The organism is Micromonospora sp. NPDC049836, assembly GCF_044465125.1.
In the GTDB taxonomy this organism is placed as follows: Bacteria; Actinomycetota; Actinomycetes; order Mycobacteriales; family Micromonosporaceae; genus Micromonospora.
In genome coordinates this window covers 1-22,696 of the sequence record NZ_JBITLH010000018.1, presented here as the reverse complement: position 1 = coordinate 22,696, position 22,696 = coordinate 1, and the positions used below count along the sequence as shown (strand labels likewise).

The following is a 22,696-nucleotide window of genomic DNA, read 5'->3' as shown; positions in this document are numbered from 1 at the left end:
GCCGAACTCGCGGGCCTCCGCGTGCGCTGGCCACCGGCCGGTCCAGTCCGCGTGCGGATGCGATCGAAGCAGGGCTTTGGGGAGAGCAGCCGCTGTCATCGGTCTGGCCGGAGAGGGATTGGATGGCGCCCTGGAGCATCACCTGCCTCGCCGGTTAGGCCAGCCGCCCACCAGGGCAAGCCTGCGAGGTCGGCATCCACGCCGGCGTACGGCATGTGGCTCCAAACGCACGATGGTCAGGTAGGCAGGAGGCTCGCTGACAACAGGCGCGGGTGCGGTACGCCGAGGAACAGTCCTGGCTGGCGGATCTTGAACAGGCTGAGCAGGAGCTGAAAGAGCGGTGGCGGAGTCAGTGCCAGCCTCCCTGCCGGGAGGACGGGCTCCTCATCCGCCAGACCTGCGGCTGGGGACAGCTCGGCTTCGAAGTCGTCCGGCTCTAACTCAGCTACGGCGCCATGACCTCATCCTCGCCCTCGGGCACGGCTAGCATGCGCTCCGGCCAAGGTATCGCCTGTTCCTCGGCAACAAGCGGATGCGGCTCGCCTGAAAGTGAAGATAGCGCCCGTGCCACATCATAAATGTCTGCCTTGACGTAGGTGCTTGTCACACCGGCGTCCGACCTGCCGCTATGCCCGGCATATGCTCTTGCGATGGCATATCCGAAATTCCGTTCAACCCAGGTCAACGTGGTATGGCGTAGCCAATGTGTCGATACCTGCTGGGCTTGGACCCAAGGGAGGCGACGCCCCAATCGCTGCCAGAGATGATCGTAGCGACGGCTCGTCAACGGAGCGCCCGACCGGTAGCTGAGCAGGTGCGTATCGCCGCCGTTGTTCCGGCGCTCTTCGTAGTGCCGGACAAGCATACGCAGCATAGAAGGCGAGACGGGCTGCCAGCGAACTGTCCCGCCCTTCTCGGTGAGCCGAATGCAGCAGTTGTCGAGGTCCAGGTCCGCTCGGTCCAGACCGAGCGCTCCACCCCGCCGGCAGGCTGTTTCGATGTGAAGTCGCAGAATGAGGGAGTCTAGGTGCGGATCATTTCCCGTACTCACTGCGTGTTCCACAATCTGCGCAAGCTGACGTTCCGTTAGGGCATGCCGATTACTCGGCAGCCTTCGGGGCTTCGCCACCCGTCGAGCTGGATCTTCGGCCTCGGCAATCAAGCCGTCGGCGACCGCGAATGCATAGAGGCAGCGAAGGGCAGAGACCGTGTGTTCAGCCGCAGATCGACCCCCGCGTGAGTTACTCCGCACGACTGCACTCGCGCGGATCTGCTCTACAAGCGCCGAGATTTCGGATGGTGTCGGGTCGTTCAGTTGGCGCTCGCCCCAGCACTGGTCGATTCGCTTCCAGTAGCTCTCGTAAAGTCGGCGGGAGCCTGGAGCAACGGCCACCGATACACGCTGGATGTAGTCGCGAAAGGTCGGGACTCCCGTCGCTTCGCCGATTGCCGACGGCCCAGGCGACCTTTCATTGGGAATCCGCGCAAGAATCGACCGCAGGGCGGCTACCTCTTGATTGGTTAGTCCATTCGGCAACGGGCCGGTCATGTAACACCACCTGAGTCACTGCGCATGAAAGCTGCGAGCGCAGACTCCACAAGATCCATGGTGCAAAGGATGACCGCTCCTTCCTTCCTCCGCGCTATCACCAAGAATCGTTCACCGGCGGACAGCTCGGCCGAATGCCTGATCGCAGAGAGTACGCGGAGGTGTCCCTGTGCTGTAACCAGACAAGTCCCGTCCTCGCCGCGCTCGATTATGATGAAGCCATCCCCCACTTTGCCGTTCAGCCAGTCGCCCGGGGTCCACCCCATGGCGCGAACCGGGGCTCGATCGGCAAGCCGCCCTCGCGCGTCCATGACACTGAGACGGTATTGCCAATGGCCACCATTCGCGGATCTACGTCTCCGAGGGGCCGGGAGACCGATGGCTGCCAGCAATGATGTTGGCGCCTTGGCCGATAGCCTCGCGCCCTCGTCAACTCCGGATGCTGCATTCGCAAAAGCCACTGCTCCGGCTCCCCGCACATCTAGTTCATAGAATCTGGTTCTCGGCGACCTCGGCCCCAAATTTGCCGCTTCCGAGAAGATCACATCCGCTAGGCGTCCTAGGATGTAGGTGACCTGCTCGGGAGCCGAGCTCTCAGGTCTCATCGCATCGATGCAACGCGTTCCAATTGGCGACTACTAGCGGTGCGGAGCTTGGGGCCCGCGCAACCGCGGGCCCCAGGCTCGATCACCAGTCGCCGACGGCTCTGAATCCGTAGTACCTGCCCATGTCGATGCGGACCCAGACGTAGAACTTGGTGCCGTCCTTGACGTTGGTCGCGAGATTGCGCCATTGGCCGACGGGCACGTAGGTCCAGTTGTTGCAGGTGGCACGTCCGTAGAAGTTGACGCAGGCGTAGAAGGGGCCGAAGTCCACGCCGTCGCCGGTGTTGCGGACCTGGATATCGCGGCACTGGCTGGTGGTGCGGTAGTAGCTGGGGTACCTGGGGTAGCTGATGACTTCGACGCCGTCGTACTGCATGAAGTAGTCGGCGGCCCCGAATTTCGCGCTGTACGGTGCGGCGCGGCAGCCGGAAGCCTGGGCGGGCCCGGAGACACCGACGAGGCCGGCGGTGACGGCCATCAGGGTGACGGCTGCCGCGGCCAGGCGCGTCAGTCGCCGGTGGGGTCTGGCGGGTGTGCGTGTGGACATGTGTCCTCCCTTGAGTGGTTGGGTGTGGCGGCAGCGGCCGGGGGGACGTCGGCGCGCTGACGCGGTGAGGGTTCGTGGCCGGGCCTGGGGCGGCCGGCGGTGAGGGCGAGGCAGTACGGGTCCGCGACAAGGGCCGGGGTGGGTTGGCCGGGGTGGTAGTAGCGGCTCCAGGAGGGGCCTGAGGAGTCCTCGGGTAGGAGTTGAGCCAGCTCCAGTCACCGACCACGACGCGGCCGGCTGCTTCCTCGCGCTGCACGAAGCGGGCAAAGGCCCGGCTTTCGCGGTGGTGGTCGGTGATGGACACGCCCGCCGTTTCGAAGCTGTGCAGCACGGCTTCGTGGAGGGTGAGCAGAGCCTTGTCGGCGCGCAGCCGGTCACGGTCGTCGAGGCCCAGGCCTGCGATGATGGCGGGGAGTTGGTGGTAGCGGTGGGCGTCGGCGAGGTTGCGGGTGGCGATCTCTGAGGCCATGAAGGTGCCGCTGAACGGAGCAGGGAACTGCAGGCCACCGAAGTGGAGCGCCATCTTGCTGATGACGGGTACGGCGGGCCAGCGCAGTCCGAGGTCAGCGATCCACGGATGATCGGGGTGGTGGATCGGCACTTCGAGGATGTGCGCCGGCTCGGCCGGTAGCAGGTGCAGTCTCCCGTCGTTGGTGGCGGCGATCCAGGGCAGGATGTCGAACAGGCCACGCCGAGTGGGTCCTGACCAGCCGAGGTAGGTGGCCAGGTGGGTCAAGGCCACGTTGGTGGGGTCACCGAGGACGCCGTCTCTGCTCTGCCAGGCCGCGTAGCGGGCCAACTGCGGGCTGATGATGCGCACCGGGGGCGGGCCGGTGTGTGTGGCGGGTGGGAGGACGGTGATGACGGAGCGGATCCGTCCGCCGTTGGTGGCTTCGTCGAGGTGAGCGGCCAGTTCTCGCCGCACCTCTTGCAGGGTGGTGATGTGGCGGCGGTCGCGGACGATGAGGCTGGGCCAGCGCAGCCGGCCGATGCAGCGGCCGGAGTTGCGCCAGGCCACCCGCGCCGCGTAGGCCAGCTCGTCGTAGGTCGGCCGCCACGTCCCGTTCGCGCGGATCTCGGCGCGCACCTCTCGCCAGCGGCGCGCGAGGCCGGGCATCCCTAACTCGTTGTGCCGTTGGCGGAGGAAGGCGTGGGCTTGGGCTGGCAGCTGATCGTGGGGCATGTCCGCCCGTCGGCGCACGGTCGATGGCGCAGTCATCGGTCACCGCTCCTCAGGATCGTGGGCGTCGCTGTTGCGGAAGACCTTTTGGTCGCGGCCGTGGAGGAGGTAAGGCGTTCCCGGCGTGGCGCCGGTGCCTGGTCGTTCGGTGCCGAGCATTCGCACGGCGAGGCGGTAGTGGGTGCGCCGCCATTGGCGCACGGCGGCGGCGAACTGCCGCATCCCGTCGGCCAGAATGGGCGTTTGCGCGAGTGCCCGATGGTCGGCGCGGATGGCGTCGAGGGCTTCGTCGAGACTGCGCTGTCCGTTGCTGACGCGGGCGTACACGTCGGGCACGGACAGGTACGCCGCCGAGTGCAGACGCTGCGGGTCGGGTGTGCGGCACAGCGATTCGACCAGCTTGTAGGCGCGGGACTGGATCGCGCTTGCCCCGTCGGTGTAGACGCGGAAGGCGTGGAACGCCTCCGGTTGCATGGTGGCCAACAGCGACCACAGCGGTGCGGTCTCGCGCAGAAGCGAGGCCGCGAAGGACAGGCGCGTGCCGGCCGCGGGCAGACGTTCTTCGTCCACGGCGGTGATGGCCGCGGTGAGGTCCACGGCGAGCAGGGCGAGGGTGGACTCAAAGGCTTGCAGGACCCGGATAAACAGGTACTCGTCGTGGACGCGCTCGACCGGCAGCATGGTGGTCCGCAGCATCAGCCGGTCACCCGCGGTGCGATCGATCGCGGTCAGCGCGGTCAGGCGGCGGGCCAGCGCCATCGGATCGCCGGCGGCAGGGATGTCGAAGCTGAGCCGGCGCAGTGCGGGAGCAGCGGCGCGTACCGCATGTCGCACCCGTTTCCTCACCACCATCGCGTCGGGACGCATCTGGGGCAGCGGCGCCCCGGTGCTGTCGAGGGCGCGCAGCTCGAAGGAGATGAGGTCCGTCAGGAGCAAGGTGTGCAGGTGGTCGCGGCGGGCCAGCAGCTGGTCTGCCGGTCCGGCGTTGCTCTCCGCGTCAGGTATGGGTAGGAGGGGCAGGGCGAGGTAGGTGCGGTAGTCGTACTTGCCGTCGACCTTGTCGAGGGCGACGGCCAGGAAGTCGGCCAGGTATGCGCGCGGCCCGGACACCTCGGGCAGGCGCTCACGGGCGGAGCGCAGCGGCGTGGTCCACGTCTCGGGGATGAAGTGCTTGCCGTAGTAGAGGTAGGCGTCGACGACACTGTCGTAAGGGAAGCGGTGTGTGGTGGGCCGGCGGTGGGCCAGCCAGCGGTGCAGCGGCTCGGGATTCATCGGGCCGCTCCAGGGCGGGTGCGGCTGCGGCACCGGTACGCGGCGATCGCCTCGCATACGGCGTCGATGTCCTCGTTGGTGGTGTAGGCGTGCATGGCCAGGCGCAGGACACCTCTACGGGGCGCGGTGATGACGCCGCGGTGTCCGAGCCAGGCGGCCATCGCCTCCGCGTGTGGCTCGATGAGCGCCAGGTGGGCGCCTTGCGCGTTGACGTCGGCGGCCAGACGCACGACCTCGCCCTGGGCGGCCAGCCGCTGCGCGGTCATGGCGATGAGCCGCTGGGTGTGGTGGCGTACCTGCCGCAGGTTGAGGTCACCGATCAGGGACAGGCCGGCGACGGCGGCGTAGACGGCGGCTGCGGCGGGGGTGCCGGTCTCGTAGCGCCGGGCGTGCGGTGGCGAGTCCAGGACGGTGGTGCGAAAGGCATGGGGGTCGATGCGGCCGAGCCAGCCGGTGAGCGCCGGCGGCTGTCCGCCAGGATGCCGGACGTAGAGGAACGCCAGGCCGGGCAGCCCGAGCAGATATTTTCCGGTGCCGGTGACGAGGTAGTCGCAGCGCAGGGCGTCGACGTCGAGGGGGATGACGCCGGCGGCCTGGTAGGCGTCAACGAATACGGCAGCACCGGTGTCGTGCGCGGCATCGGCGATACGTGCGATGTCGAGGCGGATGGCCTCGCGGTAGGTGACGGCGGGCACTGACACCAGCGCGGTACGGGGTGTGATCGCCGACAGGTAGTCGCCGGTGTGCACCGTTCCGTCGGGCGTGCCACACCAGCGCACCTGCGCACCGGGTTGGGCCATCCAGATGTGCGCGATTCCCGGGAACTCGGCGCGGGTGGTGAGGATTTCCCGGCGTCGTCGCCACCGGCGGCCGGATGCCGCCTGGTGCGCGGCAATGCTGGCGTTGGGCAGGATCGCGACCTGGTCGGCGTCGGCGCCGATGAGGCGGGCGAACAGCTGGCGGGCCCGGGCGACCTGCTCCTCGCATGCTTGCCAGAAGCCGGGCCGCGAGAGGTCGTTGAGCATCCGGGCAACAGCCTGTTCCAGGTCGAGGGTGCGGGGGGCGATGCTGCACGCCGCCAGGTGGGCGCTGCCGGATGGCGTGGCCAACCGCTGCCGGAGCAACGCGGGTCGGGTCAGTGCCGCGGCGGTCACGGCTGCACCTGCCGGGGACAGGCCACGCGCGAGAACGCTTCAGTGAGTTCGCTGCGGGCTTCCCACAGCGTCGGAAACCGGCGGTGGGCGATGAGCTTGGTGAGGCTGTCAACCGGGGTACGGCCCGTGCCGAGCACGCCTTGACCGATGACACGGGTGGCGACGCTGTAGTGCTCGGTGCGCCACAGCGCGATCCGCTCGTCCAGCTCCACCAGCGCCTCGGCGAGCCGGTACAGCGGGTCCGACGGCTGTCCCCGATACAGGTCGATGGGGGTGAGGCGCAGCGAGGACAGCAGCCGGGCGAACGCGATGTCCAGCTCCGTGGTCGCTTCGCGGAGAAGCCGCCACCCGGGGCTTTCGAACCCTGACCCGTTGCCGAGCGCGGTCCGGATGACGGCGAACTGCGCCGGTGGCAGTGACCGCAGGATGCGCAGGTGCTCGGTGATGAGCCTCAGCGCTTCCGCAGCCCGACGGAGGAGGAGTTCCGCCGCGGACGGTTGCTCTGCGGCTATGTGCGCGAGGGCCCTGGCGAGATGTGAGCGGGTGAGCTTGAGCCACAGTTCACTGCTCTGGTGCACGACTTGGAACAACAGTTCGTCAGGGTGTACCCACTCCCCCGGTCCCTTCTGCAAGGACAGCAGGTCGTCGATGCGCATGTAGCGGGCGTAATCGGTTGCGCCGGATCCGGGCAGCACGGCGGGTAGGGATGTCGCGGACACGATGTCCTCCGGGCAGATTCGTCAGGTACGTCGGGCACGGCGGAACACATGGCAGGAGGCTGGAGCGCAGGCGTGGAGAGGTTCAGGCACGTAGTGCGGACACGGCCGTACCTGCGACCCTGGTAAGGCGAGCGACGATGTCACGGGGCATGGGCGCGCCGAGGCGCAGCGGGGCTGCCGCGATAGTTAGGTAGAGGTTGTCGTCGTAGGTCACGACGTGGATGCCAGTCAGCTCATCGCTGTAGGTGTAGGCAGCTGCGCCGAGGCCGCTGATGTCGGTGACCGGGCCGCTGTCTTCCTGGACGCTCCGCAGTCCCTCGTACATCGGCTGACCCGAGGCGGGGCCGCCGACCGTAGCCGTGATCACCACTACCAGGCCGTCGGGCAACCGCCCTACCGTCATGGTGCACGTCATGTTGGTGTCAGCACTCGCTTGCCGCACCTCGCTTCGTTCGTTACTGACGGGCCCGAGCGACTCGCGCAACGCAGAGGGCTTGAGCACCTGGCACAGCTTTTCGACGTGACGGTAGGTTTCCGCAGCCGCCAGTGGCGTCGAGGGCGAAACGGCGCTCGACGGGGCGGCGGCAGACGAGGTCCCGCGAGAAGCCGGCTGCTGCGAGGCTCGTTCGGCCTGCGAGCATCCAGCGCCGGCGATCATCGTCGCGATAACGAGTCCGAGCCCCACACGGGTGAGGCGGCGTCCCGATGCCAGCATGGTCGGGCTCCTGCCATCTCGGGGATGCTGCGGAAGCTTCCGCTCCGCTGCCACGTCACCCGCGGGCAGCACGTGGGTAAGGGAGCTGGGTCGCGATGCATCGTCGGGGCGACTCTCAGTGCCGTCGCCTACGCCCAGAGCAGTACTTCGGCATTGCGGCATCAATGTGCTGACACGATTCATGCTGACGGCCTTAGCCTTTCCCGGGGCACGGTGATAAGCCAGTCACGGGTCCCGCGACCGGTATTGGCGGTGCCCCTCCCCCGTCCTTGGAGCCGCGCCAAGCATTAACAACTCAGCATGACGGCAGCGCTCGTGTCCACTCATACGGCTAGCCCTAGCCGAATCTACCCGCCTTTTGCGGGGATGCGGCCATTGCCCTGAGCAGCGAAAAAGCCTTGAAGATGGGTGAGTCAACTCGAACTGTCGCTGGCTTGCGTGACAGCCTTTCGCTAGCGTGCCGACAGGTTCATCCGCAGTCCAAAATCTGCGCCGAGCAGCGATCATCAGAACATCAACGGGGGGAGGACTAGTTCGTGATACGCCAACCGAGAGGAACAATCCAACGCTTTTCCGGCTGGTCCGCTATCATCGTCGGACTGGCTGCGGCGGGATTCGCTTTGCCGTCTCCAGCCTTTGCCGAAGCCACTCAAACCAGCACGTCCTCGGCCGCCATGACGACACAGCCCGAGCCGAATCCGTCCCAGGCCGAGAGCGGTCCGCCCGCTCTGGAGCCGACACCGACCCACGAACCTGAGCCGACGAATCCGCCGCCGGATCCGGACCCGACGATTCCTCCCGGGCCTGATCCCGCGACCCCACCGCCTGTACCCGACCCGAGCACGGCGCCGCCACAGTCGCCCTCCGCCCCACGCCCAAGCAGCGGGTCAGCGCGGCCATCGGCCAGCCGCTCGGCTGGAGCTGGGGCGTCGCGGCCTGGCGGATACCCGGGTGGTGAGGGCGGAGTGGGGACGGGCCCCGAGGCGCCGTCGGGACCGTCCCTGCCGGTGACCGGCGCGAACCTAACCCGAATCTTCGGACTTGGCGCCACGGCACTGGCCGCCGGCATCGGCCTAGTCGTCGCCGGCCGTCGACGGCTCGATGAGCCAGGGCGCCACCAACGGCAGTAACCGCAGGGATGGCGGCGGTCGAACGGGAGGAGTTGATCGTTGACCAAGCAGCGCCCGGACCAGGCAATCTGGCCGGTCTCGTACGGTGACGTGCCAGCCACCGCACCTGGCCGGGCGCCTGCCGTCCCACCCGTACGGACGAGTCCGACCAGCACCACCGGCGCTCGACGCGTGCTGAACGACGCAGGGCCCGCGGTGAATACCGGCAGAACCAGATCTCGGCGCCAGTCCCCGCGGTCCGTTCTCGCAGTGGCCGTGGGCGTGGCCGTCGCACTTGCTGGCGCAGCCGCCGCGTTCGGTCTTAATTGGTGGGGCAGCCAGCCGCACGACGACAAGCCACCCGCAGTGGCCTCCTCGCATTCGCCCACGCGTGAACCATTGGCGCGGCGCCAAGCAGCGCTCAATCGTGCTCGCTTCCCGGCCCCGGCCATCGCCGACTTCGCCGAGCCGTGGCTACCCACGGTCAGCGATTGCATTACTGATGTCAGCAGCGGCGGTCCACAACGCAGCACCGGCGAGCAGAGCCGCACACGCTGCACGGCCGGCTTCATCACTACCTACTGGATCTCCTACCACACCCTCGCTGACCGCGACCGCGCACAGGCCCGGTACCGGGCGCAGGCTGCAAATGCGCCGAAGCTCGCTCCCGGTGCCACTCCCCCGGTCGATCGGATCGCTCCCGGCGGCTCCCGCAAGGTGCAGTACATCGAGTACGCCTACGAGATCCCATCGGGAGAGCGCGCGGGGCAAGTCGTCGTGGCCGTGTGGTGGAGCGACCCGACTCAGCCAATCGCGGGAGTTTTCCTCGCCTACTGGTCGGAGGACTTGGGCTCCTCCTGGGTGCCACTACGCGACCTCTGGAACCAAGCCAGCTGACCATCGGCCCAGCGCAATTCTCGCAGCAGCAAACCTGCCGGAGTGGCACTCCCACTCATTCCGGGAACCGACCAACGTCGAACTGCGACCGAATTTCGATCTCGCCACCCTCCGCCACACGCAGCGTCAGGTCACGCTAATCAGGACCGCATGCGAGCCCTACCGCAGAGCCAGGTGCGCACCGCCGTGAACCGCCAAGTAAAGAGCAACACGATCTGTGGAACAGGTCCCCGTTATCCACAGGCTGGCAACTGCCGGTTGATCCCCACACCCGCGAAGGGCAGGGTAGCCATATGACCGAAAACATCCTCTACGCACAGCGGATTCTGACCGACGATTCAGACCCCGACGGAGTTGAGGCACTTAGCGCTCTTGTGATCGCCTATAAAGTGGCAGACTTCGTTGCCGCCGTCGCGAAAGACGATCCGGACCGATGGACATTTGCCAGCCTCAGCATCGCCGAGGGTATCGACCGGCTCACCCAAGACCTGCCCGGCGAGCTGATCCTTCCCCTCGACGCATCTGACATCGACGAGGACGCCGCCGCAACCATAAGCCAACCACTCCGCGCGTTGCTCACCACACTGGCTGCCTTGTACACCTCCGCCGCCGGTCGAGACAGCGAGCCACCGTGGCGACGGCTGACGTGGAGCTCAGTCGCACAGCACATCGCCCGCGCATTACAGGAACTGCCGTGACCTACGGCCATCATCTCGACGAGACCGCTCAGGCTCTGGCCACCGTGCAAGTCACCCTCCAGAACCCAGACCCCGGCGGGATCGCTGACTACGCCGCCGCAGCCATCGCCCGCACACATCTCTACAGGGCAATCGAGCGGCAAGTGGCCCGCCTCACCGCAAGGGGAGACGAAACGGAATTCGGCGGACTGCTCTCACAGGCTACCCAAACCACGGCATCCGATCTTCCTCTGCCGCCGCCTTCCATTCATCCGGTGGCGGTCGCGCTGCGCCAGGCAGCAGATTCTGCCCGTGCCGCCAGCGAAATCCTGAATAGCCACTTCGACCCAGCAAGCGGACGCCCCCGATCCTCGGAAGGCCACGCGATTCTGGCCGGGATTAATCGCGTTCAGAACCTTACGCACCTCGCCCAACTCGCCCGCGCGGCCAGCGAAGCTGATCGCATCCTTGCCGGCTGGCTGGAAGCCGGATACACCGCGGGTAGCCACCAACCCATCGTGCGCACCGCGATAGCCGACGCCCGCACCGCGAGTGCCGTCCTATACCCCGCCGCGAGCGCCATCCGCCGCACACTCGGGCGCACCCCCATCTACCACCTCCAGCCTCCTCCCCTTACCGACCTCGCAGAGAGATGGACCGCGCTCAACTCCCCAGCCGACTGCCTGACCGCCATGGACGTCACACGTGCCTGGCTGGTGCAGCACCACGGCAGCCTCACCGCGGCCGACCTCAACGCACTCACCCGTACCGGTCTCGCCTTGTCCTACGAGACCGACTACCTGGTCGGCCTCGCAGACGACCGCACCAACACCGGCGCCATCGGCTCCCTCGCCGGAGCCTGGCGTATCGCAGCCCGGGCTGCCGGCCACCTGCACAGCCTCACCAGGCCCGAGCCCGGCATCGGACCCGCCGTTCTCACCGCTGCCGAAGCCTGGCTCCGCAAGCAGCTACGCCCTGACGGCGGCTGGCGCGACCCTGACACCCTCCGGAACAGTCCCGACGCCGCCGCCTGGCTGACCCTTGGCCTCGAGCTCGCCGCCAGGATGCCCGACTTTGCCACCCTCGTCCACCGCGCAGCCCTGGCCGCCCTGCACCGCGGCGCCTTCCTCGAACTTGATCCCCGACAGCGGCCCGCACTCGCCGGCGAACCCGCAAGACGAGCCCTCTGGATCAAGGCCGGCCCAGCCAGCCCACAAGGCATCGTGCTACGCAGCGCCACCAGCCAACTACGTAGCCACGCCAGCTGGATGGCCCGCGAAGCCGGTGTCGCCGCCCTCCCCGGAATCAACGAGTCAGACCCTCCCAACGAAGCAAGCCGCCGTGAACTGCGCGCCCGACTTCGCCGCAGCGCAGTCACAGCTTCGACTCCCGCCATCCCAGACCAGCATCCTCTGCAGATCCGGTCACACAAGCCGTTCCAACAATCGCGCTTCCAGCCCCACCACCGGCAAACCACCATCGCGCAGCAGCAGGCCGACGAGCCACTGCTTGACTACCACCAGGGCCTCAACGGGCCGGGACTTTAGGTGTACCTTCCGTATCCTCAGCGAGCCGGCCGGAGGGCCCCAGCGGCATCCGCTCGCGCGAGGTCGCGAACCGCTTGGTAGGCGTGCTCCGCGCTCACGATGACCCGACGGTCAGCGCCGGGGACCAGCAGGACCACGTGGTGACAGCTTCGACACCAGGACGCTGAGCGCCACACCCACATCGCCCGCTCTGTCACCGCGCGCGATCCCTGGGCACGGTGCCGGAGGACACCCGCGAGCAACCCAGCGACGCCGCCCACAGCGGCCAGAACCGCCGCTGCGAACATACCCGCAGCAGAGTCCTGCGCGGAGGGCGATGGTGCGGCCAGCAGCCCGTAGCTGATGAAGACCACGATTCCCGCACATGCTGCTGCTACTGCCGATGGCCGCAACGCCGAACGGGGGTGAGGAGGGGGCCGTAGTTGCACAGCCAGAAGGCTCGACGACGCCGTGGCACTGCGGCTGGGTACGGCGAGCATTCCCCCGCCAGTGTCGTCGTGGACGTACGCGCCACTCGCGCCCCCGTTGCGCGCACCGCAGGCAGGGCGCGCATTCCAGTGGAGCCGCAGTGTGGGCAGGTCGCTCCGGTTGCCATAGCCGCCAGTATCGCGAGCGCCTAGGACATTCGGCTCCCGATCTCGCGCCCGTCTTGGTCTCAGCGGTCAGTTGGTCCCCACGGCACCCCGCATCGGTGAACGCGCGGGCGTCGCGGCGTAGGGGTCCGGCTCGCTCAACTCGGGTCGCCATTCGCCGAGCGGCACGAGGCCTGGCGCCATGAGCGTGTAGTCGCCGAAGAGCGCGGTGAGCTGCGCGTCTGTGCGGAGGGTGATCTCGGTTGCCGCTTGGGTGCGAAACACACTCTTCGCCGTTGACACGCTCGACTCTTTATATGTGTCCGTAACAGCCGCCGCACTCAGGTGCGAGAGCACCATCGCGCTGCCGGGGACAAGCCGGTCACGGATTGGTGCCACGACTTCATCGATCCGATCGTCGGGCACCTGCTGCAGCACCGCGCAATAGAGCAGCGCGGTGGGCTGGTCGAGGTCGATCACGCTGGCGAGGTCACCCTCGTGGAGGGCATTGATAATGAGGTCGGGACGGGTGAAATCGCCTTCGATGGCCCGGCAGCCCGGGATGCCCATCAAGAGCTCGTTGGATGCGACAACCGCGACGGGGTCGATGTCCACGTACAGCACTCTGCTGGTGCGGTCGACCGCCTGGACGATCTCGTGCACGTTGCCCTGGGTGGGGATGCCAGAGCCGAGGTCGAGGAACTGTCGAATGCCCGCTTCGGTCAGCACTCGGACCGCGCGCCGCAGAAACAGGCGGTTGGACCAGGCGATGTCGGCCGCGTCGGGAACAGCCTGCACGAGCTGTCGTGCGGCTTCGCGGTCTGCGGGGAAGTTCTGATCGCCGCCGAGGAGGTAGTCATAGATTCGTGCGACGGTAGCGCGGCCACCGCTGGCGCCGTGTGCATCCTTCTGTGTTTCGGCCACTGTTCTTTCCCCGTCCCTGCGCACCTGTGATGCCACGCCGTCGGCGCCGTCCGTTGTGGAGGCGGAGCCTAGTCGAACAGGCTCATTTCGGTGGGCCCTCATGATCAGGGGGCCTGCAGGTAACCGTTCGGGCGTTACACTCTGACCTTTGGTCCGGCACTGATCGTAGTGTCAGGAGGTGTGGATGGTCTGGGCTCGGGCGCGTCTCGCACGACGTCTGCGCAAGGCTGGCGTGCCGCCGCCGCCCGCTCCGTACACGGTGGACGCGTGGTGCGAGGCCATCGGGGGTGTTCGGGGCCGCCCCCTACACATACGCGGTGAACGACTGGGAGCCGAGCATCCGCCCGGTCTACTCGTTCGGCTCGACGGAGCCGACTACATCATCATCGACGCAGCGCTGCCCACGCTCGCGCGAGCGCAGACGGTTCTACACGAGGTCGCACATCTGGTCCTCGATCACGACGGCGATGCCCTACACGCAGACGTCGATGCTGCGCTAGAGGCTGAAGCCGAGTTGGCCGCTGACCTGCTGTGCCAGCAGATGGCCCACGCCGCTGGCAGCACCGCCGAACCTTCTACGCGGCAGGTAGCAGCTCTCTCGCGGATGCCGTTGAGGCTCTGGTCATCGCGGAGATGGACGGACCTTCGTGCGGACTGGCACGTCACCCAGTTGTGGATGACGCTGCGGGCGGGTATGCCTGACGCAAAGATCATCAGCACGAGCACGGGTGAGCAGGTCCCAGTAGAGGTAGGTGGTAGACACCACCGCCATCGACGGGTGATCGAGGTCCACGACGCGTTGCGGCTGCTGAGACCGTGGTGCAGTGGACAGGTTCACGACAGCGCGGAGCGGCGAGCCCTGCGATACCGGCTCGATTCTGCTGCTGTAGCTGCAGTCGCCGAAGCAGCGACGGTAGCGGTCGCGCTGCGTCGGCGCCAGGCCGCGCTGCCGCTCGCTGACGATTCGCCCTTCGTCGCCGCGCCCTTGGACGTGACTGACGTGCGGGCTGAGGCCCGCCGCCTGGCCAGGATGTCTCGCGCTCTGCATGACTCGCCCCTCGTCGCCGCCGAGGTGGACTGCTGGGTGCCGGTGATCGCGTCCGCCGATACCAGCGAGGCCTCTCCCCCTGCGACGTTGGCGCGTGGTCTAACCGTCATGCCGCTGCCAGACAGCGCGACGCGGCCTGGTCGTCCAGCGCGTGCGGTGTAAGCGCACGATCTGCGCCCCGTCGTGCAAGGCCGTCGGCTGCCACAGCGAGGCGTGATTCCGAACTTGACTCGGGAACATCTCGCCCCCGAACAATGGCCCACCGCCGAGTGCGCAGCCGAGCCTCGCCAACTCGTGTCGCTCCTCTTCGACGGTTATCCCGGGTGCGATGACCGCGAGGTCCAGGTCGAAGGCGAGGTCGGCTGCCGCGCGGATGACAGCCTGCGCCGGCCGCCAACCGGCGTCGAGTGCGTAGGCCGGGTCGAGCCGGAGGAAGCTCCAAGTGGCGGCGTTGAGCGTCTGAATGCTGCCCTGAATGCTGCCGTAGCTGCCCAGCAACAGCCGCACCCCGTACTGCCGGAGCAGGTCGGTCACGTCGCGGCCGGGCAGGCCAGTAGGTTGCGCCAGCTCCAGTACCAGAGATGACCCCGCCACAGCGTGGTTGCGCAGGAGATCACGGAGCCCGTCGACGAATCTGGGGGTGAGGGCGCGTGCGGGCACCGGCACCACCAGCGCGACGTGCGGCAGCGCCTCCCGCCAGGTCACCGCGGCGGACAGGGATCGCGTGAGCACCTTTCGTGCGAGGGCTTCCAGGCCGTCCTGGTTCGTCACGAGCTGGTAGATGTACTCGTCGGCGACGAGCACATCGTGCCGTGAGTAGAGGATTCGCGGCACGGACTGCATCATCACAATGCTGCCGGTGGTGAGGTCGACAATCGGCTCGTACGCGATCGACATCCGTGCGTCGACCAGGTCCCGGTCCAGGGCGCGGCCGTATGCAGGACCAGTGTGATATGACACCAAACGGTCTTGCCCCCGGCGAATAGCCCGCCACATCACCTGTTCTGCGGCGACGAGCAGCTCCGCGACATCGGCGGCGGCACCAGATGTCATTCCTGCGCTGGCCCGGACGTTGAGCATGCCCCGATCGGTGGTGACCGGGCGGCGTAGTGCCGCGACGGTCCAGCACGCCCGCTGGTACGCGGCGTCCCGCGGCACGGCCCACATGATGAGGGCGAACTCGGCGTCGCCGATACGTCCAACGACGGAGCCCGGATCCCCTGGGGCATGGCACAGCCTTCCGGCAAGTTCGTTCAGCAGCGTCAGAGCCGCATCCCTGCCGATCTGGTCCGCGAGAAAGTCGTAGTTCTCTAGGCGAACCGCGACCACATGGCACGTCCCGGTGGCGATCTCGGCGACGCGGGCCAGCAGCGTTCTGCGATTACAAAGACCGGTGTCCGAATCCTGGGCGGCTGCCACCTCATGCCGGCGCGCTTCCTGCTCCAGCAGGTCGTACGCGTGCGCGTTGTCGAGACTCGTCGCCAGGGTCGCAGTGAAAGTTCGTAGGGTGACACGTTCCCGCGCTGACAGTTCATCACCGACCCCGGCGAGATACAGCCGCACCACACCGTGCAGCCCGGTCGCGTTGTCCCCGAACTCGGACCGCACCGTTGGCCGCGACTCGACGATGTCGGGAGCGTCAGCTGCCGGCCCGTCGTACACCACCCGCGCATCGCCAGCGTCGCCACCAGCACGAACCAGCCGTTCGCTGCCATCGATCTCGATGTCAGCGGCCCGAGCACCGAACAGCCTTACCGCTCCGGCTGCGGCGGTGCGAAGAACGAAGTCGAGGTCACGCGCCGACAGTGCATCGCTCAGCACCGCCAGGTCCTCCCAAGCACGCCGCTCTTCGCGGATCTGAAGTCGATAAGTCAACGCGAGGTGCACGATAAGCATCACCGTCGGCAGCGCTATCAACGCTCGCAGGTCAAGCCCGGTAACGACCGCAACAAGACCTGCGGTGACGATCTCCCCAACGGCAACGATCAGGCGAGTCCGCCACAGATGGCGTAGAACAAGCAGGAACGGCCGCCCTGTCGCCAATCTGACCGTCGTGATCGTGACCAGTTCTTCCAGCGCCAGTACCGCCACCGCCGCCGTAAGGAACGCGATCATGTGCCGAACCAGATTCGGGTCGCCTACATCGGCTTCGGAGAAACCGGGCTGAAGGCCAAAGGAATACATAACCGACCCGGCCGCTGCCGCAGTGACCACATCCATGCTGCTGTTGTGGATCGTCTTGTGCAGGCCCGAGGACCGGGAACGGCTCACCACCAGCCGCGCCACACTGACCCCAACCGCCGTGCACAGGACAACCCACGGGACCGGAAGAGCGGAGGCGCAGACCAGACACGCCGTGGGCGTCAAGGTGATCCGGATCGGTACTCGTTGTGGAAGCGGCGCCGAGCAGATCGCGCCGACCGCCATGAGCGCTGCGCCCATGAAAAGGTAGACGGAATAGTAGAGCGCCGGCTGCCCCGCATGTGTAACCGCCCACACGAGGCACGCCAGCGCCGAAGCAAAAAGGATGGAAGTAAACAGGCCCAGCGCCCACTTCTCACGCTGGATCGGCATCAATCAGTCCCCCGCGATCATCAGCCCCAGCCCTTCCAAGTAGATCGTCCACAGTAGCAGCCCAGCAGCGGGCGTTCAGCCCCACTCGACGCCCTTACGCATTGCAGCACCCCCTTTCTCCGCTGTATCGACACCAGCCGGAACGTATGACCGCGCAAGGGTGCGTTTCAACACCAAAGAGTCGTTTTGGTCATCCATTGCGCACTGAGACGCTGCGGCGTGACAGCCCGTAGATGAGTCGCAGTAAGGGACTAGCCGTGAGTGCCGAAGGCTTCGATCGATTCCATTGCGCTCGAAACCCGACTAACGGAGTGCGATGCAATGATGGCGACGCGTAACCGCCTTCCCGATAGTTGCCGTCGCGGGCGCTGCCCGAGGTGGTGCGCAAGTACAACGAGTCGGCGGGTTAGCCGCCGGTAGGGCAGCTAGGGCTGGCGCCGAGGGCGGAGACCCGTTCGTCGAGCTGCCTACCCTGCCTGCTGTCGCCGAGTATGGGCTGGAAGCGCTGCCACAATGTCGCTCGGCTCGGTGCGCCGACCCAGAGGTGCATCGCGAACGGTCCACCCGACGGGCGAGGGTTCGCCGTCGGTCACGGTGAGGTCGAAGGGCCGGTGTTCGTAGGGCGGCGGCAGTGGTAGCCCCTGCGCCTCAGAGCTCCGGTGCCGCACTGGCGCTCATTAGGCTTTCGCAGCCCAGTGGGGGCACCGGTTCGGGCATGAACGTGGGAGCGACCGGATTGGCGCGGCCCGAGTTGCCGCGGACGATCACCAGGGTCGGCAACTCCGGGGAAGTGCGCCTGATGCAAGACACCTCGGGTAGTCGTTGCCCTGCTATGTTCTGGGCGCCTCCGAGCTCATTCAACGGCTGCTATCGCGCAGCGGCTACCGGCACGGATCGGGCACGAGGAAGGTCGGCGCGCGGACATGGTGCGCCCGCCTCCTGCGCCTGCACCACCAGCCCGCTGTTCCACCACACGCCGCTTAACCTACGCCCGCCCAACCGGGGCGGGCGCAGCCGCTGTGCGACCGCCAGCCCGAGTTCGACGGGCAGGGGAAGCTGTCCGCGTTGAGGAGAACAGCGCGACATGCGGGGCGCTGGAGAACACGTCTCGGCGCAGCGAGCACGGCTGCGCGCGAGCCGAAGATCTCGCCGGTACGACCCGTCGCCGACTGACATCACACCGTCGTCGAGATCTACCTCGCCGTGCACATATCTCGACGGCGACCTCCTGCCCGCGCCACTTGATGCTAGGCACCGATCCATCGCTCATAGACGGCGCGGTGCTTCCCCGGCCCCTTGTAGTCGTAGATCACAGATACGCCTTGCTCAGTCGTGTCGCCGGGAACGTTGCTGAAGCCCATGGCGAGCCACGCTCCGTGCGCGGCGTGGTTCTCCGGTTCTGATGTGAGGAAGAGGCGCCGGCATCCCCAGAGAGTGCCTTGGCGGTCAACTTCTTCTACGAGCGCCCGCGTGATTCCTGTCCGGCGGTGACTCGGGTGCGTCATCACGTCCTGCAGGTAGATCTCTGACGGGTCGACCTGGCTTCGGAAGGCGATCACGCTGCCGACGACCTCTCCATCGATGATGGCGAGTGGGCAGGTATTGGCGAACAGCGTGGCGTACAGCCAGTAGTCCGATGAACCACGAAGCCTGATGTACGGCTCTCCCAGTGCCAGCAGTTTCTCGAGGTCGGGGATACGGTCGACCGTGAGTGGGGTGATGATCATGAGCGGTTTCCTTCGGTGAGTTCGATCGATGCGGCGAGGTCCCGCGCGGCAACGGCGGGATCCAGGGAGTCAGTGACTCCGCGACCGACGACGAGGATGTCCCACGAGCGTCGTCTGCTGGCTTCGACATCTGTGGGTTCGAAGCCTCCGGAGACCGCGACCGGCAGCTTGGTCCACGACCTGATGAGTTGCGCCTGGTCGAGAGGGTGGAAACCGGCTACGCCCAGGTCGATGTTTGTGGTGATGGCGAAGCCGTCGACTCCCACGCGTTCCATGTCCTGGACCCAGCGTTGGATCAGCCGGCCTTCGGGCACGTCGATGACGATGGGGACCGCGAGGCGCTTGCTCGCTTCGACGGCTGCGGACACGCTGGCAGTGCTGGCGGGTCCGATGAGCAGCACGACATCAGCTCCGGCCTCGGTCGCGAGGACCACCTGATCGCGTCCCCAGTCTGCGGACATCATCTCGGCGACGATCCATGCGCCAGGGGTTCGCTGCTTGATGGCGCTGATGGCTTGAATTCCGACGCTCTTGATGAGCGGGTCGCCGATCTCGATGAATTGCACACCAGCGGTAGCGGCAGCCTGTGCGACGGCGATGGCGTGGTCGACGTCACGGACATCGAGCGCGACTTGAAGTGCGCGTCTGTCTCGGAGACGGCGGAAGGCTTCCTTGCTGATGCCTGTTGCTGTGCTCGTGGCCGTGCCGTTCGAGGCGAGCAGGTCGGCTTCGGTGCGAACGAGCCAGTCCGCCGAGGCGACACCCTGGCTGATCAGGGCGGATTGGACGTTCGTGGGTAGCCGTAGGGCGCCGGTGCGGATTTCTCGTAGCAGGCCGAACAGGGCGCTGCGAGATGAGTCCTCGTCCTGGGTCGGTTGCCTGCCGGATTTGAGTAGGAGCCGCTGCGCGGCAACTCGGACATTACGCGGACCGTTTCGCCATGCTCCCTGGGCCCTGATGACCAGGTCGGCGGCCGAGTCGTCGTGTCCGACTCGGGCGGCAAGCCCTTGGAGGAGGCGCTCGCGGACGTGCCAGTTCCGGTCGTCGAGGAGAGTGGCAAGTAGGTGTTCGACGCCGGGTGCCGTCGAGCGACCGACGGCTTCGGCGACGGCGGCGCGGACCTTGTAGTCGCGGTCCGCGGTCAACGCTTCCATGATCGAGGCCATCGTGTGGTGTGGGATAGCGCGGCCCGCTCGGATGCCCTCGGCGAGGGCGGCCCGGGCTCGCCAGTCTGGGTGGGCCAGCAGTGCCTTCAGTTCTTGGGAACTGCCGTCGTCGGTGGCGAGGAAGACGTAGAAGTGTCGGGCGATGAACACCGCGTCTTCCACGGTGTCGAGTTGCGCGAGCCGGACGAAGTCGTGGATGGCCGCGATGGGCAGCCGCGTCTCCACGCACGCCACGATGTCGGACCATACTGCCGGGCCGAAGCGGCGCAGCACCCGCAGCATCCACCGGGGGTACTCCGCACCGAGCGCCGAGGCGGCTGCGCTGGTGTGCAGGAGGGCTCTGGCGAGGGGAAGGCCGTTGTCGTGCAGGCACCGGGAGGCGCACACGCGCAGCACCTCGGCCGTGGCGAAGGCGGGGGCATCGCTGGTGAGGTCGAGCATCAGTGGCAGCGTTTCGGTGATGCTGACCGACGGTGACTGCGCGACGGCGGCCAGCAGCTCCGGTGAGGTCGCATCCAAGCCCTGCAAGAGGAATTCCAGGACGCCTCGCAGGTCGGCCGACGTGCTCGTGCGAGCGGCCAGGTCGTTGAGCAGCTCGATGGTGACGGTCGAGCGTCCATGGGACTCGATGAGCTGGGCGAGCCACCGTGCGAAGAGGTACTCACGAATGACGTCGTGATGGAACATCAAGCCGCCGAACGGGCCGGACCGCACGAGCCTTGCGACCGAGGACACGGTGAGGTCACCGACGTTCCCTGGCGGGTCGCCTTGGATTGCGGGAAGGAGGTGGTGCGGCCATGCGGAGGCGAGCTGCCGTCGCGCGAGTGATGTCAGATCCGCCGTCGCACGTTCGACGTCCAGGCCCGCCGCCTTCAAGATCGAGGCGACGCAGAATTCCACGAGCCGGTAGGCGTTGGCTTGCCCGAGCGGCTCGGTCGACTTCGCGGCCCGGATGAGGCTCATGTACAGCGGCAGGCGAGCCAAGTTACGAATCTTCGCGGGCAGGGCGTCGAACGGGGGCTCGCTTGCATCCCGCTGCGCGTTCCACACGTCGCGGGCCGTGCCGGCGTCCCAGCGGTCCAGCCGCAGCGACGGGCCGGCACCATGATCCTGGCCGGGCATGACCGCTGCGGCCAGGACGGGGTAGGGCGCGAGCTCGACGTCCGGCGGTGTGCGTAGAACGAGGAGGAACCTCAGGTTGCCCGAGAGCACCTGCCGCAGCGTGCCGTCGAGCTGGCGGCAGACCTTGTCCACCACGGCGCGGGACTGCGGACTGTCGATGACGACGAGCAGCGGCCTGGACAGGCTCCGGCTCTCATCCTCTAGGGTCAGCAGCGGATCCTCGCCGGCCGGCAGGGAGCCGTAGCGGAGGATCTCCCGTGCCAGGTCGATGTCCTCGGTCCACGAGTCCGCAGTCAGCAGCTGAACATCCACCCCAGGAGCCTGAGACGCCAGATGGCGCGTGAAGCTGGTCTTGCCGCAGCCCGGAGGGCCAGCGACCAGGTAGACGCGCGCCGTCGAGGCGAGGAAGTCCGCAACCTGCCGCTGGACGTCGGCCGAAGGCGTGTACACGAGGTCGTCGGGCTGCTGGCCACCGAGCGCCGCGAGGATCGCAGCCGTCCGTTCCCTGGAACGGGCGCCGAGATCTCGTATTGCAGGCCCTGGGCTGTCGGCAGGCGGGGGCGAGCCGCTCGAACCTGCGGCCGCTGATGCTTTAAGGGTCTGGGCGAACCGCTGCTTGACCTCGATCGGCGACCGCGCCAGATCGACATCGAGCATCTGCTGGGTCTCATAGCGCATGCGGGTCGCGGCACCGCGCTTTTCCCAGTTGGAGACGGCCGCTGGATTGACGCCCAAGTGCTCGGCGAAGCCGCGCACGCTCATGCGCAGGGCCAGGCGTAGTGCTCTCGCCTCGCGGCCGGTCCACCGCCGTACCGTCTCCACGGGATATCCCCCAGGCTATGCACTCAGCGTCATTGTCGCAGTCGGCAGCGTAGTAGACGACGGCAGGCGCAGACGAGCTGAAACTAGGACAACACTAGAACGTCCACGCATCGTCATGGGACAGGCCGAACCCGCAGGCTGGTCGCACAGACAACCACGGCGATGGATGGGCGCTGCGACTTCGCGTTACCTCCACTGCTGTGGCAGCCCTCGCGTTTGCGAGCAGCGGTGATGGTGGAGGTGTCCTCGTGGTCGTCGACGTGCGAAGCGACAGCGTGCGTGACCGCGCTCGCTGTGCCGCTTCCGGCCGCGGTAGTGAGTGGCTGGCGCAGCCCGGATCGACTGTCTCGGGGGTCTTCACCCTCGAGGGTCTGCCGCGCTGGCGCGGTTGCGGCACGTCGCTGCAGCCCGTTCGGGGTGCTCGGTCAGCGGGACTACCCGGGGGCCCTGCGGTTGCCAGCTGGGCGGCCGTGGATGCCGAGGACGTCGAACAGCTCGTTCTGGAGCCGGCGGCGCCGGCACCGAATTTGGTGGCGGACGCCGCGCCCGAGGAACTCGGCCCATCATCCGCCGCTTGTCTGTCGCCCGTACTCCTCGGCGGCCGTGCCCAGGACTTGTCCATGATCTGGCCCCTCTAGCAACCGTTTCAGCAGCTCCCGGCGATGCGTCTGCCTTCTGTCGGCTCCGCCTGAAAACTAACCCCGTGGTTCCGGCTGAAGGTTGACCCCCTCCGGAAGCATCGGGAGGTGCTGAGCGTGGAGGACTGGGCG

14 protein-coding genes and 1 pseudogene are annotated in these 22,696 nt (G+C 67.2%); 4 read left to right on the top strand and 11 right to left on the bottom strand.

All coding sequences use genetic code 11. The features are described 5' to 3' along the window. Positions 1–445: 445 nt before the first annotated feature. From ACIBPB_RS30770 to ACIBPB_RS30740, 7 genes and pseudogenes are all read right to left on the bottom strand, one after another. The gene (locus ACIBPB_RS30770) at positions 446–1,549 is read right to left on the bottom strand and encodes a site-specific integrase (RefSeq protein WP_013476028.1); all 1,104 of its coding nucleotides are present in this window, start codon (positions 1,547–1,549) and stop codon (positions 446–448) included. Between the two features lie 687 nt (positions 1,550–2,236). Further along, entirely contained in the window at positions 2,237–2,701 is a 465-nt protein-coding gene (locus ACIBPB_RS30765; RefSeq protein WP_013476027.1) for a hypothetical protein, read from the bottom strand. 262 nt (positions 2,702–2,963) lie between these two features. Beyond that, positions 2,964–3,818: pseudogene (locus ACIBPB_RS30760) on the bottom strand (nitric oxide synthase oxygenase); the annotation flags it as partial. A gap of 105 nt (positions 3,819–3,923) precedes the next feature. Continuing rightward, positions 3,924–5,153, bottom strand: coding sequence for a tryptophan 2,3-dioxygenase family protein (locus tag ACIBPB_RS30755; RefSeq protein ID WP_030500439.1), 1,230 nt, complete (start codon positions 5,151–5,153; stop codon positions 3,924–3,926). Continuing rightward, entirely contained in the window at positions 5,150–6,307 is a 1,158-nt protein-coding gene (locus tag ACIBPB_RS30750; protein ID WP_030500438.1) for an aminotransferase class V-fold PLP-dependent enzyme, read from the bottom strand. Before ACIBPB_RS30750 ends, ACIBPB_RS30755 begins: the two co-directional genes overlap by 4 nt. Then, positions 6,304–7,026 carry a tryptophan 2,3-dioxygenase family protein gene (locus tag ACIBPB_RS30745; RefSeq protein ID WP_030500437.1) on the bottom strand — a complete coding sequence of 241 codons (723 nt, stop codon included), beginning with the start codon at positions 7,024–7,026 and terminating at the stop codon, positions 6,304–6,306. Before ACIBPB_RS30745 ends, ACIBPB_RS30750 begins: the two co-directional genes overlap by 4 nt. Before the next feature lie 82 nt (positions 7,027–7,108). Next, positions 7,109–7,741, bottom strand: a complete 633-nt coding sequence (locus ACIBPB_RS30740; protein WP_225319866.1) for a hypothetical protein — start codon at positions 7,739–7,741, stop codon at positions 7,109–7,111. Between the two features lie 1,379 nt (positions 7,742–9,120). Between ACIBPB_RS30740 and ACIBPB_RS30735 the strand changes: the two genes are divergently transcribed. From ACIBPB_RS30735 to ACIBPB_RS30725, 3 genes are all read left to right on the top strand, one after another. After that, a complete protein-coding gene (locus ACIBPB_RS30735) occupies positions 9,121–9,747 on the top strand; it encodes a hypothetical protein (RefSeq protein WP_148062129.1) in 627 nt (208 codons plus the stop codon). Between the two features lie 293 nt (positions 9,748–10,040). Next, positions 10,041–10,445 (top strand): hypothetical protein, encoded by a 405-nt coding sequence (locus tag ACIBPB_RS30730; RefSeq protein ID WP_030500434.1) that lies wholly within the window; start codon positions 10,041–10,043, stop codon positions 10,443–10,445. Beyond that, on the top strand, positions 10,442–11,971 hold the full coding sequence (locus ACIBPB_RS30725) for a hypothetical protein (RefSeq protein ID WP_030500433.1): 1,530 nt from the start codon (positions 10,442–10,444) through the stop codon (positions 11,969–11,971). The genes ACIBPB_RS30730 and ACIBPB_RS30725 overlap by 4 nt, the downstream gene beginning before the upstream one ends. Before the next feature lie 662 nt (positions 11,972–12,633). Here the strand turns inward: ACIBPB_RS30725 and ACIBPB_RS30720 are convergent. Further along, positions 12,634–13,467, bottom strand: a complete 834-nt coding sequence (locus ACIBPB_RS30720) for an SAM-dependent methyltransferase (RefSeq protein WP_030500431.1) — start codon at positions 13,465–13,467, stop codon at positions 12,634–12,636. Between the two features lie 184 nt (positions 13,468–13,651). Here ACIBPB_RS30720 and ACIBPB_RS30715 point away from each other — a divergent pair, with 184 nt between their 5' ends. Continuing rightward, positions 13,652–14,677 carry a DUF6545 domain-containing protein gene (locus tag ACIBPB_RS30715; RefSeq protein WP_082171438.1) on the top strand — a complete coding sequence of 342 codons (1,026 nt, stop codon included), beginning with the start codon at positions 13,652–13,654 and terminating at the stop codon, positions 14,675–14,677. Here ACIBPB_RS30715 and ACIBPB_RS30710 read toward each other — a convergent pair. The 3 genes from ACIBPB_RS30710 to ACIBPB_RS30700 all read right to left on the bottom strand — a co-directional run bounded on the left by ACIBPB_RS30710 (position 14,615) and on the right by ACIBPB_RS30700 (position 21,926). Next, positions 14,615–17,089, bottom strand: coding sequence for an EAL domain-containing protein (locus ACIBPB_RS30710; RefSeq protein WP_052165556.1), 2,475 nt, complete (start codon positions 17,087–17,089; stop codon positions 14,615–14,617). The two genes, ACIBPB_RS30715 and ACIBPB_RS30710, sit on opposite strands and share 63 nt — an antisense overlap. 1,247 nt (positions 17,090–18,336) lie before the next feature. Beyond that, on the bottom strand, positions 18,337–18,816 hold the full coding sequence (locus tag ACIBPB_RS30705; RefSeq protein WP_030500428.1) for a GNAT family N-acetyltransferase: 480 nt from the start codon (positions 18,814–18,816) through the stop codon (positions 18,337–18,339). After that, positions 18,813–21,926, bottom strand: a complete 3,114-nt coding sequence (locus tag ACIBPB_RS30700) for an orotidine 5'-phosphate decarboxylase / HUMPS family protein (RefSeq protein ID WP_225319601.1) — start codon at positions 21,924–21,926, stop codon at positions 18,813–18,815. Before ACIBPB_RS30700 ends, ACIBPB_RS30705 begins: the two co-directional genes overlap by 4 nt. Between the last annotated feature and the right edge of the window lie 770 nt (positions 21,927–22,696).

What these genes read in the sequence shown, in the direction of transcription:
- ACIBPB_RS30770 (WP_013476028.1), bottom strand. Translation starts at nt 1,549, where the DNA reads ATGACCGGCCCGTTGCCGAATGGACTAACCAATCAAGAGGTAGCCGCC.
- ACIBPB_RS30765 (WP_013476027.1), bottom strand. Translation starts at nt 2,701, where the DNA reads ATGTCCACACGCACACCCGCCAGACCCCACCGGCGACTGACGCGCCTG.
- ACIBPB_RS30755 (WP_030500439.1), bottom strand. Translation starts at nt 5,153, where the DNA reads ATGAATCCCGAGCCGCTGCACCGCTGGCTGGCCCACCGCCGGCCCACC.
- ACIBPB_RS30740 (WP_225319866.1), bottom strand. Translation starts at nt 7,741, where the DNA reads ATGCTGGCATCGGGACGCCGCCTCACCCGTGTGGGGCTCGGACTCGTT.
- ACIBPB_RS30730 (WP_030500434.1), top strand. Translation starts at nt 10,041, where the DNA reads ATGACCGAAAACATCCTCTACGCACAGCGGATTCTGACCGACGATTCA.
- ACIBPB_RS30715 (WP_082171438.1), top strand. Translation starts at nt 13,652, where the DNA reads ATGGTCTGGGCTCGGGCGCGTCTCGCACGACGTCTGCGCAAGGCTGGC.
- ACIBPB_RS30710 (WP_052165556.1), bottom strand. Translation starts at nt 17,089, where the DNA reads ATGCCGATCCAGCGTGAGAAGTGGGCGCTGGGCCTGTTTACTTCCATC.
- ACIBPB_RS30705 (WP_030500428.1), bottom strand. Translation starts at nt 18,816, where the DNA reads ATGATCATCACCCCACTCACGGTCGACCGTATCCCCGACCTCGAGAAA.